Source organism: Paenibacillus sp. J22FR21 (assembly GCF_056269135.1).
The window spans coordinates 367,293-381,999 of record NZ_JBWDNJ010000005.1 but is presented as its reverse complement, the minus strand read 5'-3'; the positions used below and the strand labels follow the sequence as shown (position 1 = coordinate 381,999).

At 53.4% G+C, this 14,707-nt stretch carries 12 protein-coding genes; 11 read left to right on the top strand and 1 reads right to left on the bottom strand.

Features of this window, described 5'->3' with window-relative positions; translation table 11 throughout:
- Positions 1–72 precede the first annotated feature (72 nt).
- The 9 genes from AC0YNS_RS20185 to AC0YNS_RS20145 all read left to right on the top strand — a co-directional run bounded on the left by AC0YNS_RS20185 (position 73) and on the right by AC0YNS_RS20145 (position 9,863).
- Entirely contained in the window at positions 73–390 is a 318-nt protein-coding gene (locus AC0YNS_RS20185; RefSeq protein WP_475782771.1) for an MGMT family protein, read from the top strand.
- Positions 391–413: 23 nt separating this feature from the next.
- Positions 414–1,322, top strand: coding sequence for a DMT family transporter (locus tag AC0YNS_RS20180; RefSeq protein ID WP_475782770.1), 909 nt, complete (start codon positions 414–416; stop codon positions 1,320–1,322).
- A gap of 237 nt (positions 1,323–1,559) precedes the next feature.
- Positions 1,560–3,305, top strand: a complete 1,746-nt coding sequence (locus AC0YNS_RS20175; protein ID WP_475782932.1) for an ABC transporter ATP-binding protein — start codon at positions 1,560–1,562, stop codon at positions 3,303–3,305.
- A gap of 146 nt (positions 3,306–3,451) precedes the next feature.
- Complete coding sequence (locus tag AC0YNS_RS20170; protein WP_475782769.1) at positions 3,452–5,254, top strand: ABC transporter ATP-binding protein; 1,803 nt, start codon at positions 3,452–3,454, stop codon at positions 5,252–5,254.
- 544 nt (positions 5,255–5,798) lie between these two features.
- A complete protein-coding gene (locus tag AC0YNS_RS20165) occupies positions 5,799–6,782 on the top strand; it encodes a phosphotransferase (RefSeq protein WP_475782768.1) in 984 nt (327 codons plus the stop codon).
- 24 nt (positions 6,783–6,806) lie between these two features.
- Positions 6,807–7,682 (top strand): SDR family oxidoreductase, encoded by an 876-nt coding sequence (locus AC0YNS_RS20160; protein WP_475782767.1) that lies wholly within the window; start codon positions 6,807–6,809, stop codon positions 7,680–7,682.
- An 18-nt stretch (positions 7,683–7,700) separates the two neighbouring features.
- Positions 7,701–8,762 (top strand): S66 family peptidase, encoded by a 1,062-nt coding sequence (locus tag AC0YNS_RS20155; protein ID WP_475782766.1) that lies wholly within the window; start codon positions 7,701–7,703, stop codon positions 8,760–8,762.
- Positions 8,763–8,828: 66 nt separating this feature from the next.
- Positions 8,829–9,419 carry a hypothetical protein gene (locus AC0YNS_RS20150; protein ID WP_475782765.1) on the top strand — a complete coding sequence of 197 codons (591 nt, stop codon included), beginning with the start codon at positions 8,829–8,831 and terminating at the stop codon, positions 9,417–9,419.
- A gap of 24 nt (positions 9,420–9,443) precedes the next feature.
- A complete protein-coding gene (locus AC0YNS_RS20145) occupies positions 9,444–9,863 on the top strand; it encodes an NUDIX hydrolase (RefSeq protein WP_475782764.1) in 420 nt (139 codons plus the stop codon).
- A gap of 70 nt (positions 9,864–9,933) precedes the next feature.
- Here the strand turns inward: AC0YNS_RS20145 and AC0YNS_RS20140 are convergent, their stop codons facing one another.
- Positions 9,934–10,956: an LLM class flavin-dependent oxidoreductase gene (locus tag AC0YNS_RS20140; RefSeq protein WP_475782763.1), complete on the bottom strand. Its 1,023-nt coding sequence runs from the start codon at positions 10,954–10,956 to the stop codon at positions 9,934–9,936.
- Positions 10,957–11,229: 273 nt separating this feature from the next.
- Between AC0YNS_RS20140 and AC0YNS_RS20135 the strand changes: the two genes are divergently transcribed.
- Positions 11,230–13,011 (top strand): sensor histidine kinase, encoded by a 1,782-nt coding sequence (locus AC0YNS_RS20135; protein ID WP_475782762.1) that lies wholly within the window; start codon positions 11,230–11,232, stop codon positions 13,009–13,011.
- The gene (locus AC0YNS_RS20130) at positions 12,986–14,602 is read left to right on the top strand and encodes a response regulator transcription factor (RefSeq protein ID WP_475782761.1); all 1,617 of its coding nucleotides are present in this window, start codon (positions 12,986–12,988) and stop codon (positions 14,600–14,602) included. The genes AC0YNS_RS20135 and AC0YNS_RS20130 overlap by 26 nt, the downstream gene beginning before the upstream one ends.
- The last annotated feature ends 105 nt before the right edge of the window (positions 14,603–14,707 follow it).

Below are 14,707 nucleotides of genomic sequence, written 5' to 3'. Positions count from 1 at the left end.
CGATCATTCAACTTTGGTTGCAGGGGCAGGCAGTATAGGGTGTATACTAATAGAGATTATAGGAGGTGCGTCATGACGCCATTTACGCAACAAGTAATAGCAGTTATCGCGAAAATCCCATCAGGCACGGTCATGACGTACGGTCAGATCGCGGCACAGGCCGGCAGCCCAAGAGGGGCGCGGCAGGTGGTGCGTATTCTTCATTCCATGAGCGAGAAGCATGGACTGCCATGGCACCGCGTCATTAACGGAAAAGGCGAGATCGCCATCGGCGACGGTGACGGGCGCTACATGCAGCGTGTGTTGCTTGAGGGTGAAGGAGTCTACGTGAGTCCCGCCGGCACGATCGATTTGGGGGAATTCCGCTACGAGCCTGAACCGAATTATTAAGGAATAGAAAGAAGGATTACAGGTTGCCCAGACTCATCTATGCTGCACTTCTGCTGTTAAGCCTCATTTGGGGCGGTTCGTTTTATTTTATCAAACTATTGCTGCATGACTTTGGCCCGTGGTCGATTGCGTTTCTGCGATCATTCTGCGGACTGGTTGTTGTGCTGTTCATTATGCTGATCTTCAAGAAGCCTTTTGCTTTCCGCAGCCTGCCCTGGCCGGCGATGTTTATCATGGCACTGATCAATACGGCGCTGCCTTGGACCTTGATCGGATTCAGCGAGCAGCATCTGACGAGCAGCATGGCTTCGATCTTGAATGCGATGACACCGGTGTGGACGATCATCGTGGGCATTCTGTTCTTCAAGAGCAAGTCGCATTACATGCAGTGGGTAGGCATCGGTGTAGCGACAATCGGCCTGGTGATTCTGCTCGGCATTCGTCCCGGCGCGCTGCTGTCGGTCAACGGCATTGGACTAATCGGCATGCTGACGGCTACGTTCTGTTATGCTGTGGGCTCGCAATTGTCCAAAAGGCTGTCCGTGCGAGGCTGCTCCATGTACCAAATTACATACGGCACGCTGCTTAGCAGTGCGATCGTCAGCGGCACGCTGGCATTTTCTACGGAGTCGATAACGTGGGGGCATGTGAGCGATATGAGCAATGTGCCGCATATTATCGGGCTTGGGATTTTCGGCTCGGGCTTCGCCTATATCTTGTTCTACTATATGGTCGAGAAGGGCAGCGCAGAATTCGCCTCCATGGTCACGTATTTGGTGCCTTCTACCGCGCTGATTTGGGGCTCGGTTCTTCTAGACGAAGCGATCAAATGGAACATGCTCGCAGGGCTCGTTATTATCCTCTTCGGCGTCTTCCTGGCAAGCCGGAAGCCAAGACGAGAGGCAGCGTTGAAGCCGCGAAGCGTTCATTGAACAAGAAGTATCGCGAAGATATGTTCAAACGATGGACCCGTTTTTGGCTGTCATTTTGCATGCAGCTCGAAGGCGGGTTTGCTTGCGGCAGTAAAGCGATGTTCGTTTACAGCAGGTAGGAGGAAATATCCAGTTTTGGGCAAATTACTATAAGGATACAAGGTGAGATGTTGGTACATTGCAGCAAGAGGTACAATTAAGGTAGTAACTTTTGGCAGAATGAATAAAGGGGGCAATATCTTGTCTTTCGTGACACGGCTTCAGTGGTTCTTTAAACTCAGATGGATGCATTACACGCTTGCCATCAGCTTGATGACGGTGGTGAGCCTGTTAACGACGGTTCCGCCGAAAATGATCGGGAACACCATTGACCGCATTCGCGAGCACACGCTGACGGCTTCTCAGCTGAGCAGCACCGTGCTGCTGCTGGTTAGTCTCTCTTTGCTCTTATATGTGCTCGTATATATTTGGATTACAACGCTGTTCGGCAACTCGGTGCTGATCGAGAAGCTGCTGCGCGGACGGTTTCTGGCTCATATGACTCGTATGACGCCTTCGTTCTTCCAACGGAACAATACCGGTCAGCTGATGGCGCTGGCTACCAACGATATTCTGGCCATAGGCAATACGGCGGGGTACGGGGTGATGACGCTTGTGAATACGCTCGTGGGCGCATCGGTCGTCATCATCACGATGATTTCGCTGATCGACTACAAGCTTATGATCGCCGCATTAATTCCGCTGCCGCTGCTGGCCATCGTCATCAACAAGCTGGGGAAACGAGTCCGGGTTCGGTTCATGGCGGCTCAGGATGCTTTTGGCAAAATGAACAACCATGCACTGGAGTCCATCTCGGGTATACGAGTTGTTCGTTCCTACGTGCAGGAAGAGCATGATCTGACTGCATTTGACCGGGTGACGACGGAGGTTATGGATCGCAACCGTGAAGTTTCTATTCTTAATGCACTGTTTCAGCCGCTTATCTCGCTTATTGTGGGTGTCAGCTACTCCATCGGCATCGGCTATGGCAGTTATCTGGTATTTCACGATGAGATTACGCTGGGACAGTTAATCTCCTTTAATATTTATTTAGGGATGTTAATTTGGCCGATGATTTCTTTCGGTGAGTTTATCAACGTCCTGCAGCGGGGTAGTGCCTCTGCGGATCGGTTGGAGCAAGCGTTCAAGCAAGAGCCGGATCTTGCGGATATAGCATCACCGGTAGAGGTGGCCACTCCGACGACGATTGAGATGAAGGAGCTGACGTTCACCTACCCAACAGCCAATCAGCCTAGTTTGCGCGAGGTATCGTTCACGCTTGAGCGTGGGCAGACGCTTGGCATCGTTGGCCGTACGGGAAGCGGGAAGAGTACGCTGCTGAAGCAGCTTCTAAGACAATACCCCGTTGATTCGGACAAGCTGTTTATCTCGGGGGTGCCTGTTGAACAGATCGCCATCGACCAAGTGAAACGCTGGATCGCCTATGTGCCGCAGGAGCATCTGCTGCTCTCGAAGTCCATCAGCGACAATATCGCGCTCGGCAAACCTCAGGCTACGGAAGCCGAGATTGCAAAAGCAGTCGAGATGGCTTCCTTCACCTCGGATATCGCCGCGATGCCGGAAGGGCTTGGCACGATCGTCGGCGAGAACGGCGTCATGCTCTCCGGCGGTCAGAAGCAGCGGCTTGCCATCGCGAGGGCGCTGCTTATCGATTCAGAGATTCTGCTGCTGGATGACGCTTTGTCGGCGGTGGATGCCAGAACGGAAAGCCGCATCCTGCATCATATCCGCCTGGAGCGGGCAGGCAAGACGACCTTCATCGCCACGCACCGCTTATCTGCCGTCAGCCACGCGGATTGGATTCTGGTGCTCGATGATGGGCGCATTGTTGAAGAAGGCACACACGAAGAGCTGATGCATTTCGGCGGCTGGTACAGGCAGCAATGGGACCGCCAGCAGATGGAAGCTAGTTTGGAAGACTAGCTACACTAGGCTCGATTAGCGGCCTTAGTGAGATAGGTCTGTCTAAACTAGGCGCGATTAGCGGCGTTAGTGAGCTAGGTATATCGGAAATAGGCGCAAGCCAACAAATTAGCCCGCTTACGGGCATCCGAATTCAGGAGGTAGCTATGAATCCATCGACGACGAGAAGGCTTCTCGGCTATGCACTCGTCTACAAATACCGTATTATCGCGGCGCTGCTCATCCTTTGCATTGCGGTCGGCGCTGAGCTCGGCGGACCGTATATTACCAAAACCATCATCGACAAGCATCTATCGATCGATGAACGAGACATCGGCGCAGTGCTTAAGCTACTGGGCCTCTACATGGGGCTGCTGCTCACAGCCAGCATATGTAACTTTTCACAATCGTACCTGCTGCAAGCCACGGCACTTCGCATCATTAAGAACATGCGGATCGACTTGATGCGGCATATCGGGCGAATTCCGCTGAAGTATTTTGACAACACTCCGATTGGACAGGTCGTCTCGCGTATCGCGAACGATACGGAAGCTGTGCGTGATCTGTTTATGAGCTTCATGGCGACCTTCGTGGTCAGTCTTGTACAGCTGGCGGGGATTTACACGGCGCTGTTTATCTTGGATGCACGGCTTGCGCTGTACGCGCTGCTGCTGCCGCCGCTGTTCGTGATCATCATGTATGTGCATTTAAAATACTCAAAGGTCTTCATCACCATCATGCGCGCTCGGTTAAGCGACATGAACGCGATGATCAATGAATCGATAGTCGTCATGCCGATCATTCAAGCTTTTCGCAGGGAAAAAGTAACGATCGAGGAGTTCGAGGTGCTGAACGAGGATCGTTATGTGAATCAAGTAAAGCAGTTCCGGGTGTTCTCTCTGTCCTCGCGTAATATCGTAGGCACCATCGGCAGTTTGGTTACAGCTTATGTGGTGTGGTATTTCGGAAGAGAGTCGCTGCAGACGGCCATTTCCTTCGGGGTGTTTTATGCGTTTATCGATTATATGGGCCGGATCTTCCAGCCGATTATCGGGATATTCGATCAGTTGACCAATGCACAGCGGGCTTTCGTTTCGGCTGAGAAGGTGTTCGCGATTATGGACATCGAAGGCAAGGAAGTTGAAGATACTGCAGGCGTTAACCGCCCAGAAGGCGTTGTGAAATTCGACAACGTGACCTTCGCTTATAAGGAAGGCGAGAATGTGCTGAAAGGCATCTCGTTTGAGGCGCATAGAGGCGAGACGGTTGCGCTTGTCGGCCATACCGGCTCTGGCAAAAGCTCCATCATGAACCTGCTGCTCGGCTTCTATGAGCCGCAGGAAGGTGTCATCACCATCGATGGGCGCGATATTAGCAGCTTCTCGAAGCAGGCTTTGCGCAAGCATATGGGCATCGTGCTGCAGGATCCGTTCTTGTTCGCAGGCGATATCAAGTTCAATGTCAGCTTGTACAACAAGGACATTAGCATTGACCGCGTGAAGAATGCGCTGCGTGAAGTTGGTGCCGCACCGTTCATCGAGCAGCTGCCCGGCGGCTATGATGAGCAGGTAGTGGAACGCGGGAGCACGCTGTCTTCCGGGCAGCGACAGTTGATCTCGTTTGCTCGGGCGCTGGCGTTCGACCCTTCCATTCTCATCCTGGACGAGGCGACGGCCAGCATCGACAGTGAAACGGAAGGCTTGATACAGCAGGCGCTGAAGGTCGTCAGCGAAGGACGCACGACGCTAGTCATCGCGCACCGTCTCTCGACGATCCGCGAGGCGGATCAGATCCTCGTGCTGCATCGCGGCGAGATCGTGGAGCGAGGCAATCACCGCGAGCTGATGGCGCTGCAGGGCCGGTACTTCAAGATGTATCAGCTGCAAACGGGCGAGCAGGCGACCGCTTCGGCTGATGCTCCAGCCGGAATGGATGCTGCCGCGGCAGCTGCGTCGAGCAAGGGTTTGTAATAGTGAAGGACTGTTTCAAAAGTGTGCTAGGTGACTTTTGGAACAGTTCTTTTTTTGTTGAGCGGGATGGGAGAGAGGAGCGGGGGGGGTGTACGTGGCAGTGGTGTCCGATAGTGAGAGGAGTGAGCGATTGTTGCATAAAGTGCAACAAATCGGCTGTCTTAAGGGTGCCTCAGTCGCTAATTATGCAGAAAATGCAACATTTCTGAGCAGATGAGCGCCTAAAGAGCGTTTTGAGCCGAAAATGTTGCATGTTGTGCAATATCTATTAGAAAAGGCTCGATATTGCCTTGTAATGTTGCAGAAAGCGAAACATTTCCGGTGGCCATACTACTTAGGAGGGGGAAGTGATGCGCCGACTGCCACCAAACGAGCACATCGACCACCTACCAACTATATTGCCACCAACCAATCACCTCCCACCCTTCGGCGTGGCAGCGGGATTCCCGCGATATCGTGCGGATGGCCGTTTCATCTGCCTCATTTTACATGTACAATAGGCGTTATATGGGAATGTTTTCAGTGGAGTAGGAGGTGACGCGCGTTGAAGGAAATCGTACGGCCGGATGGGACGCTGGATGATCGTCGAATCTGGAGAAGAGATATTCTCTACACGGGTACGAACGGGAAGTGTGTGGAGCGCGTCTATGTGTCGCCCGAGGAAAGTTACATATTCAAGCCGTTAACGAATGAGAGTCAGCTTGGGCAAGAGGCCTGGGTGTATGAGCATATATTGAAGGGGATGTCTTTTCCCGCCGTTTATCCGCAGCTGCTGGCTGGCTCGGAGGTTGCGACCAGCGAGAACAGCTGGCAGCTGTTCGAGGACTTGGGACCTCTTGAACACAAATTCGAAGAGAACGCTGCGCTTGAACTCATCGCGCATGTGGCGTGGTGGCATGCCTTGCCTGTGGAACACTTGCAGCAGCAACAGCTGCTTGGGCCGAAGCCGTTCATCGAGGATATTGCGAAGCAGGTGATGGATCTCCGTCGCCGTAATGAGCTGCTGGAACCGCTCGCGACAAGGTTCACGAATGCAGAGTCAGTCCTCCGGCATCTGGAGTCACTAATGATGCAATCAGCAGCCTCCACCCAGCAGTGGCAGAGAAACGTGATCTCGCATGGTGACCTGCACCTCGGCAACTACGCGCGGGTGAAGGGCGCCGTCAGCGTGCTCGATTGGGAGCATGCACATCTGAACAGCCGCTACTGGGATCTGTATCACTTGATCGATTCGACGCATCCCGTGTTCCCGAAGGCGATGACGCCTGAGCTCCGCGAAGAACTGCTGAATCGATACATCCTTCAAAGTGCCAGCCACGGGATCAAACTCGAAGCGAACGCATTCAAGCAGGGCTATTACTTATTCACCGCGCTGTTCTCGTTATGGATGGTGCTTCTAATCGCAGGTGATCTGCGGCGTCTCAACGGAGTTGACGGCAAGTGGTCCATAAAGCAGCTGCAGGAGCAGTTGAAGGAAACGCTGGACAACCTCGAGCAATGTGTCGCCAGGTTATCCGCGCAATCATAATCCCTCTAAAGGAGTGACTCGTCAATGACGAACAGTGATCATTCACAGCGAATCGCCCTAGTAACCGGAGCAAGCGGTGGTATGGGACGGGCAACGGCCGCGATGCTTGCAGCGGAGCACGGTATGAAGGTATTCATGCTTGCGCGAAATCGGGAGAAGGGGCAGGCGGCTGTAGACTACGCGAACCGCAAGTCCGGTCGCGGAGATGCAGAGCTGCTGCTCTGCGACCTCGCTTCCTTCGCGAGCATCCGAGAAGCTGCGACGGAGCTGGCGAGCCGGACAAGCCATCTCGATGTGCTGGTCAACAATGCGGGCGTTATTACGCTGAAGCGGGAAGAAACGGCGGATGGGTTCGAGCGTCAGCTTGGCGTGAACCATCTGGGGCATTATCTGCTGACGGGTTTGCTGCTGCCGCTTCTGCGTCAGAGTCAATCGGCGCGGATTGTAAACGTATCCTCCGGTGCACATAAGATTGGCACAATGGACTACGCAGATCCGGGAATGTCCAAGAGCTTCACGGTCTGGCGCGCTTACAGCCGCTCGAAGATCGCAAATATTTGGTTCACGAAGGAGCTTGCACGCAAATTAAGTGGAGCCGGCATCCCGGTCTATGCGCTGCATCCCGGCGTAGTGTCGACCGACATCGGGGTGAATCGGAACACGGGGTTCGGTGCGCTCGTCCATAAGCTGATGCGTCCATTCTTCCAGACGGCGGAGCAGGGCTCGGCGACAGCTGTGTTTCTGGCGAGTGCGGCCGAGTCTAAGATTGGCGGCAAGTCCGGCGATTATTTCTACAAGCTGAAGCCACTTGCGGTTTCGAAGCTGGCGGCATCCGCGGAAGAGGCTAACCGATTCTGGGCGTGGAGCGAGCAAGCGACGAGGTTCACCTATTCCATTTAACAAAAGGGGAGCGCGAAGATGGGAACGATTCAATACCCTTGGATGACTGAGGGAGCGACAATTGGGGTTACTGCACCTTCGTCCGGAGTAGATCCGGTGGCGCACGGACTGCTGGAACAGGTTAGTGAGCGACTAGGAACGAGAGGGTTTGCCATTAAATATGGAGCTACAACCTATACGCAAAATAAAGCGAAATCCGCTCCCGCTGCAGTGCGCGCACAAGAGTTTAATGCGATGATGCAGGATGCCGGAGTCGATCTGATCATTCCCCCTTGGGGCGGCGAATTGTTAATTGAGATGGTGGATCAGGTAGACTATGCTCATCTGCCAGCCAAATGGGTGCTCGGGTATTCCGATCTAAGCGTACTGCTGCTTGCCATCACACTCAGGACGGGAATCGCCACGGCGCATGGTACGAATATTGTGGACCTCAGAGGAGAAGTGCCTGATGAGACGACTGCCATGTGGCAGACCGTTCTCTCGACCCAAGCCGGCGAATCCTGCGAGCAGCGGTCCTCGCTTCATTATCAGAAGGACTGGGTGAGCGACAATCCGAACGTGTTCAACCTGACGGAACCCACCTATTGGCGCAAAGTGCTGCCTAGCGGCGAGATTGAATCACCCAGCGGAGAGAACGATGAGCGGTTCAGCGGCAAAACAATAATGAAAGGAAGATTGCTCGCGGGCTGCATCGATGTCGTTCGGCATTTAATCGGCACGCCGTACGGCGATGTTCGGCGGTTCAGAGAGCAATACATTCCCGGGGAACCGGTAGTATGGGTGCTCGAGAATTGCGAGTTGAACACGGCGGATGTACGCCGATCGCTGGTTCAGATGAAGCTGGCAGGCTGGTTCGAGAACTGCTCCGGCATTTTGTTCGGCCGCAGTCCCGCTGACAGACCGGTTGAGAATTACACCATTGAAGATGTGTACACCGATTTGGCTGCAGAGCTTGGGCTGCCTATTGTCGTGGATGTCGATTGCGGACATGTTCCGCCGCAGATCACTTTGATTAATGGAGCTTATGCGGAGATTGAAGTGGAAGCGGGCAAAGGGACGGTTAAGCAATCTTTTGTATAGCAGGCTGAGCAGTGGGGAAGCTACCGAACATTCGGTGTTAGGAGCTTCGGAAGGTAGGGATAGGCAGTGATACTTAAAGGCAAGAGAATCTACTATGTGCTGGGCGCAGTGCTCGTGCTGCTGCTGCTCAATACTTTCATGGGCACGCGGAACAGCTCCACCGTGGAGGAAGTGCTCAATAAAGGCCATATGAAGAAGGTGCAGCTCCTGTATCAAACGAAAGTGGATCAGGGAGATACGCTAGCGTTCTACTTGAGCGTACCGGAGGAACAGGCGGTAAGTGCAGCCAAGGACCTTGCGGTAACGGATCTGGGCTATGGATTATTGAAAAAGAATATTTTCGGCAAATGGGTAACGAAGCAGTCGGCGGAATATGGCAGCATCAAGGCTTATCTCGCGGATGACGGGTTTGCCGGCGAAATCGCACTGGTACCGACTATGCTCTACGGGGTTATAAGCGATGATCACATTCGTTCCATAAACGTGATGTTCCAAGATGGAGATAAACAGGTCCGGACGAAGGCGACCCTCGTAGACACCAAGCCAATAAGACTCTGGTATGTACTGGCGGATGAGCGGATTACGGATCGAGAACTTACAATGGAAGCTGTCGGTCAGGATGGTAAGGCTATAGCGACGAAGAAGGTTTCTTATTAATAACTCGCGGGAGGGCGCCTGAACTTGCAGGGATATAATGTGCTGATGATTTACAGCAAGAACGAGGAAAGGCTGCTCATGTGCACGCGACTGAAGGAGCCGTATAAAGGATTAAGCAATTTGGTTGGCGGCAAAATCGAACCCGGCGAGTCAGGGATCGATGCAGCTTATCGTGAGCTGGCGGAAGAAACCGGCATTTCGCAAGTGGATGTCACTTTGCATCATGTCATGGACTTCACCTATTATCTGCAGGACTGTTATGTGGAGGTTTACGCCGGTAAGTTGAAACGCGATGTGGAGGTAGCTGGTGATGAGAACGAGCTCTATTGGTCGGAGCTGCATCATGATTTCTTCGACATGTCGCTCTATGCCGGTGAAGGCAACATCGGGCATATGCTGGAGCAGGTGAACATGAGCAAGGTTCTGGCGATGGATGAACAATAAAGAAACGCCCTTTACGAGGTTCCGCTATGAAGCGGGCCGAGTAAAGGGCGTTTCTTGATACCATGCTTAATTAGTCCGCCGCAGAGCTTTCCAGCCCGGCTGCTTCAGCCACGATCTCATAAGACCGCAGACGCGCGGTATGATCGTAAATCTGGGAGGTGACGATTAGTTCGTCGACCATCGTCTCACTTAGAATTTCACGCAGGCGAGCAGCTACGGTTGCCTTGTTTCCGGTGATCGCATACTTGAATTTGGACTGCAGCGCATCGCGCTCATGCGCCATCCACAGCTCATCCATGTCGTCGATCGGCGGCTTCAGCTTGCCCGGACGGCCGCGGATGAGGCTGAGGAATTGCTGCTGCTGCGAAGTCGCGAGGAAGCTTGCTTCCTCATCAGTGTCCGCGGCGACAATATTGATGCCGATCATGACATAAGGCTTCGCGAGTGCTTCGGACGGGCGGAAGCTGCTGCGGTAGAGATGGATCGCCGGCATGAGATACTCCGGAGCAAAGTGGCTCGCGAACGAGAATGGCAAGCCTAGCTCGCCAGCCAGCTTCGCGCTGAAGCCGCTTGAGCCGAGCAGCCAGATCGGCACATCCAAGCCTTCGCCGGGTGTGGCGCGCACCGGCCTAACGGAATCCGCCGGCGGATGGAAGTAAGCGCGCAGCTCGGACAGCAGCTCCGGGAACTCCTGCCCGTTCGAAGCCAGATCGCGGCGAAGCGCGCGAGCCGTCGTCTGGTCAGAGCCCGGTGCGCGGCCAAGGCCAAGATCGATTCGGCCCGGGTACATCGACTCCAGCGTGCCAAACTGCTCGGCAATGACAAGCGGAGAATGATTCGGCAGCATAATGCCGCCGGAGCCGACGCGAATGCGTTTCGTGCCGCCGGCTACATAGCCGATGACGACTGAGGTAGCCGAGCTTGCGATGCCTGCCATGTTATGATGCTCGGCGAGCCAGTAGCGGTTATAGCCAAGCCGCTCAGCGTGGCGCGCGAGGTCCAGTGTATTACGGAACGAGTCCGCCGGCGTCCCGACATCGATAACGGATGCTAAGTCTAATACGGACAGCGGTACTTTTATGGAATCAGTCATTGTTAACATGACCTCCTGTATCTTTGGTAGTTGGTATGCGGTAGTGCGCCATTGATATCTTTATTATGGAACACCCTCAGAGTTATTTCAAGCTGCTAACTAATTACAAGTAAATAACCATTATACATTAATGGGCCGGGGAGGGAATTGGCGATATGTGGAGAATTATGTAGGATACTCCTCCTGGCTCGTGCATCCGTGCATCTGTGCTTTCCCATCACAGGTGGAGCGTTTCCTGCGTGATAGAAGCAACTACTATGCCGGGGGTGGCAAATGCTGCTGAATATCCTGAAACGCATCGCTTCTGTATCTATATTGCCCAAGCTTGTCCTCACTTTCCTTGTTACACTCGCACCGCTTTACATCATCAGCTGGAAAATGAACGAAACCGGCTCCTCCCACGTCCAGAAAGAAATCACAGACTCCCTTGTATCGCGGACCTCTCTCTATATGAACATGCTGGAATTCGATATCGACAGTGCCATTCGGCAGCTCCAGGAATATGTCAATGATGACGATTTGCTTAAACTGTCCTCCTCCTCTGAGGTGATGACGGAAATCGAGAAGATGCAAGCGCAGCTTCGTCTGAAGAGCCGCCTCGATGCCCTTCAGAAATCCAGCAAATTCGTGGATAATGCCATCGCCTTTATCCCTGCCATGAACCGAACCGTGTCTGCCAATGCCAACGTCATCGGTAACTTTGATGAAGAGCAATTCCACGCGCTGAGCAAGTCGACGAATCGGTTTGAGTCTCCCTTTCTATTGTGGAAAGAACGGCTCTTCATTAGTATTCCATATCCCGACCCTGCGATCTCTAGCCGAAGAAGTCCTGTCTTCCTTCTTGCCATTGAGATTTCGCGTTCTGAATTAAGCAAAGTGCTGCAGGAGTTTACGAATGAAGGCGGACATACGGCGCTGATCGGGAACAAACAGCCTTTTCTCATTAGCGGCGGTTCGGACGCGGTGGATGAGGAGCTCATTCATGATTTTCAGCACGAAGAAGATGCGACGGAGGAAGGCAAACTGCAGTCGGTGGAATGGCAAGACCAGTCTTATCTGGTGGTCTCCAACCATTCTTCGCGGCTCGACATGACCTTGCTTATGTATGTCCCCGCGAACAAAGTTAACGCGTCGCTGCAAGTCTATCGGTTCTGGTTCTATGTGCTGTCTGCGATGTCCGTCTTCCTGGTTCTATTGTTCTCCTACAGTATTTATCTCATTATTCATCAACCGCTCAAACGGCTCGTTCGCTCCTTTCGGCGCATCGAGCAGGGACAGTTCAATCTGGAGGTCCATTACCCGCTGCAGGATGAATTCGGATATTTGTACGGACAGTTTAACGGCATGGTGAAGCGGCTTGATGTGCTTGTCCATGAAGTATATGAGCAGCAGTATCTTGCCCGACTGGCAGAGCTGCGCCATCTGCAGTCGCAGATCAATCCGCACTTTCTGTACAACAGCTACTTTATTCTGTACCGAATGGCTCAGCAGAGGGACCATGATAATGTTATTTATTTCACGAAGCATTTGGGTGAATATTTTCAATACATCACACGCGACGGCTCGGATGAAGTACCGCTGGCAAACGAGATTCACCATGCCCGCACGTATGCGGAAATCCAATCGATCCGATTCTCCGAGCGGATCATGGTGGAGTTCGAGGAGGTACCTGAGGAACTGCGCGCCTTCCCGGTTCCTCGTCTCATCGTCCAGCCGATTATCGAGAACGCCTACAACCATGGCCTGGAGCATAAGCGAAGGAATGGTTTAATTACAGTCGCATTCCGCACGAAACCCGGGGCGATCGAGATTTCCATTACCGACAACGGGGAGAACATGGATGAGGAGAAATTGCGCGAGCTGCAGTTGAGTTTACTCGACAAAGCGCAGCCGACAGAGCATACCGGTCTGCTTAACGTCCACCGGCGCATTATTATCAAGTACGGGGGCGGCGGTCTGACGCTCAGCTTGGGCGAGGAACGAGGCCTCAAAGTGACGATGACGATTCCGAGGGAGGTGGGTACGGAGGATGAACCGCTTATTGATTGTGGATGACGAGAGATTCACGGTAGACGGCCTGTATGAAATGATCGAGGATACGCCGGGTTTGGAGCTGGACATCTATCGGGCCTACTCCCCGGAGGAAGCGCTCGAGTGGCTGACGCGGACGAAGATTGACATTGTGCTTAGCGATGTACGTATGCCGGGCATGACCGGACTTGAGCTCCAGCAGCGGATTGTGGCGCAGTGGCCGCGCTGCAAGATTATTTTTCTCACCGGCATTCATAACCTGGAAACCGCGCAGCTTGCCATTCGGACAGGTTCCATTGACTATATTCTCAAAACCGAAGGCGACGAAGCGATCATTCGCAGCATTCGCAAAGCGATTGATAGTCTGGCTGCGGAGTCGCAGAGCCAGCAGTTTATGCTGCAGGCCAAGGACCGATTGAGCCGTGCGCTGCCCTTGCTGCACCGAGACTGGTTAATGGCGGTGTTGGAGTCGAGCGAGGCTCATTCCGTTGCGACGGAAGAGAAGCTGCAGGAGCTGCACATTCCGCTGCGCAGTGATGCGCCGGTTATTCCGCTCATCGGACGCATCGACCGCTGGGGAGAAGGAAGCTATCACGACAGAGCATTGATGCTCTATGCCGTCCAAAATATTGCCTCAGAATACTATGCGCCGTTAGTCGTGTTTACTGCGAGTTTGGATATGCACCATTTTATTTGCCTCCTGCAGCCGGCAGCGCAAGCTAGCGAGCAAAGTGATACATGGCGGGACACCGTCAGCTTCGTACAGGGTACGATGGAATCGATTCAGCAAACCTGTGACAAGCTGCTGAAGCTGCCTGTCTCGCTGATTTGCGGTGCACAGCCCGCGGAGTGGGAGCAGCTGCCTCGCGTATACGAGCAGATGAAGAAAAGGTTGATCGTCGGACTGGGGACGCGGGATTGCATGCTGCTGATCTTAGACCGGCGTGAAGAGGGAGTCGCTCCTGAGGCTGCCCTGCCGCCCCTGCGAACACTGATGCTGCAGCTGGAGCATTTGCTGGAGGATGGTACCGAGGAGGCTTTCGCTGGGGCGATTAAGAGCTATACCTCGCTGCCTACTCAATATGCCGAATATACGCTTGTCTATTATGCCATTGCCAATCTCCTGCTCAGTCAACTGACGCAGGGAGGGGAGGGACGCGCCGGCGAAGGCGATGCCGCTGTCAGGGATGGATTGATGAACCTCTCCGCCCATCCATCGAGCGAGGCTGCGCTTAACTATCTGCTTCAGACGACGTCCACGATTTATGCAAGGCGCAAATCGATTCAGCATGAACGGACGCATCAGCTGATTGCACGGCTGCATCAGTATATACGGAACAATCTGGGCGGCGATCTGTCGCTCACGAGCTTATCCGAGATCGTCTACTTAAATCCTGCGTACTTGTCCGTTCTCTATAAACAGCAGACAGGCATGAATTTATCGGAATACATCGCCGAGCTGCGCCTGGAGAAAGCGAAAGAGCTGCTTACAGCCACGCCGCTCAAAATCCATGAGATTGCCGACAAGGTCGGGTTTGAGACATCGGGTTATTTTATCCGCTTCTTCAAGAAACGGATTCAGCTGACTCCGCAGGAATATCGGGCAAGGGAATAGTTGTCTGCGAGAATACCTATACAGGAGACCACGAATCTATAGATTGTTCCATAGTGGAGCAAAGTGCCATCATTCTATACTGGAGGAGTAGGAAGCTTGCAAAAT

What these genes read in the sequence shown, in the direction of transcription:
- AC0YNS_RS20185 (WP_475782771.1), top strand. Translation starts at nt 73, where the DNA reads ATGACGCCATTTACGCAACAAGTAATAGCAGTTATCGCGAAAATCCCA.
- AC0YNS_RS20170 (WP_475782769.1), top strand. Translation starts at nt 3,452, where the DNA reads ATGAATCCATCGACGACGAGAAGGCTTCTCGGCTATGCACTCGTCTAC.
- AC0YNS_RS20160 (WP_475782767.1), top strand. Translation starts at nt 6,807, where the DNA reads ATGACGAACAGTGATCATTCACAGCGAATCGCCCTAGTAACCGGAGCA.
- AC0YNS_RS20155 (WP_475782766.1), top strand. Translation starts at nt 7,701, where the DNA reads ATGGGAACGATTCAATACCCTTGGATGACTGAGGGAGCGACAATTGGG.
- AC0YNS_RS20140 (WP_475782763.1), bottom strand. Translation starts at nt 10,956, where the DNA reads ATGACTGATTCCATAAAAGTACCGCTGTCCGTATTAGACTTAGCATCC.
- AC0YNS_RS20135 (WP_475782762.1), top strand. Translation starts at nt 11,230, where the DNA reads ATGCTGCTGAATATCCTGAAACGCATCGCTTCTGTATCTATATTGCCC.
- AC0YNS_RS20130 (WP_475782761.1), top strand. Translation starts at nt 12,986, where the DNA reads ATGAACCGCTTATTGATTGTGGATGACGAGAGATTCACGGTAGACGGC.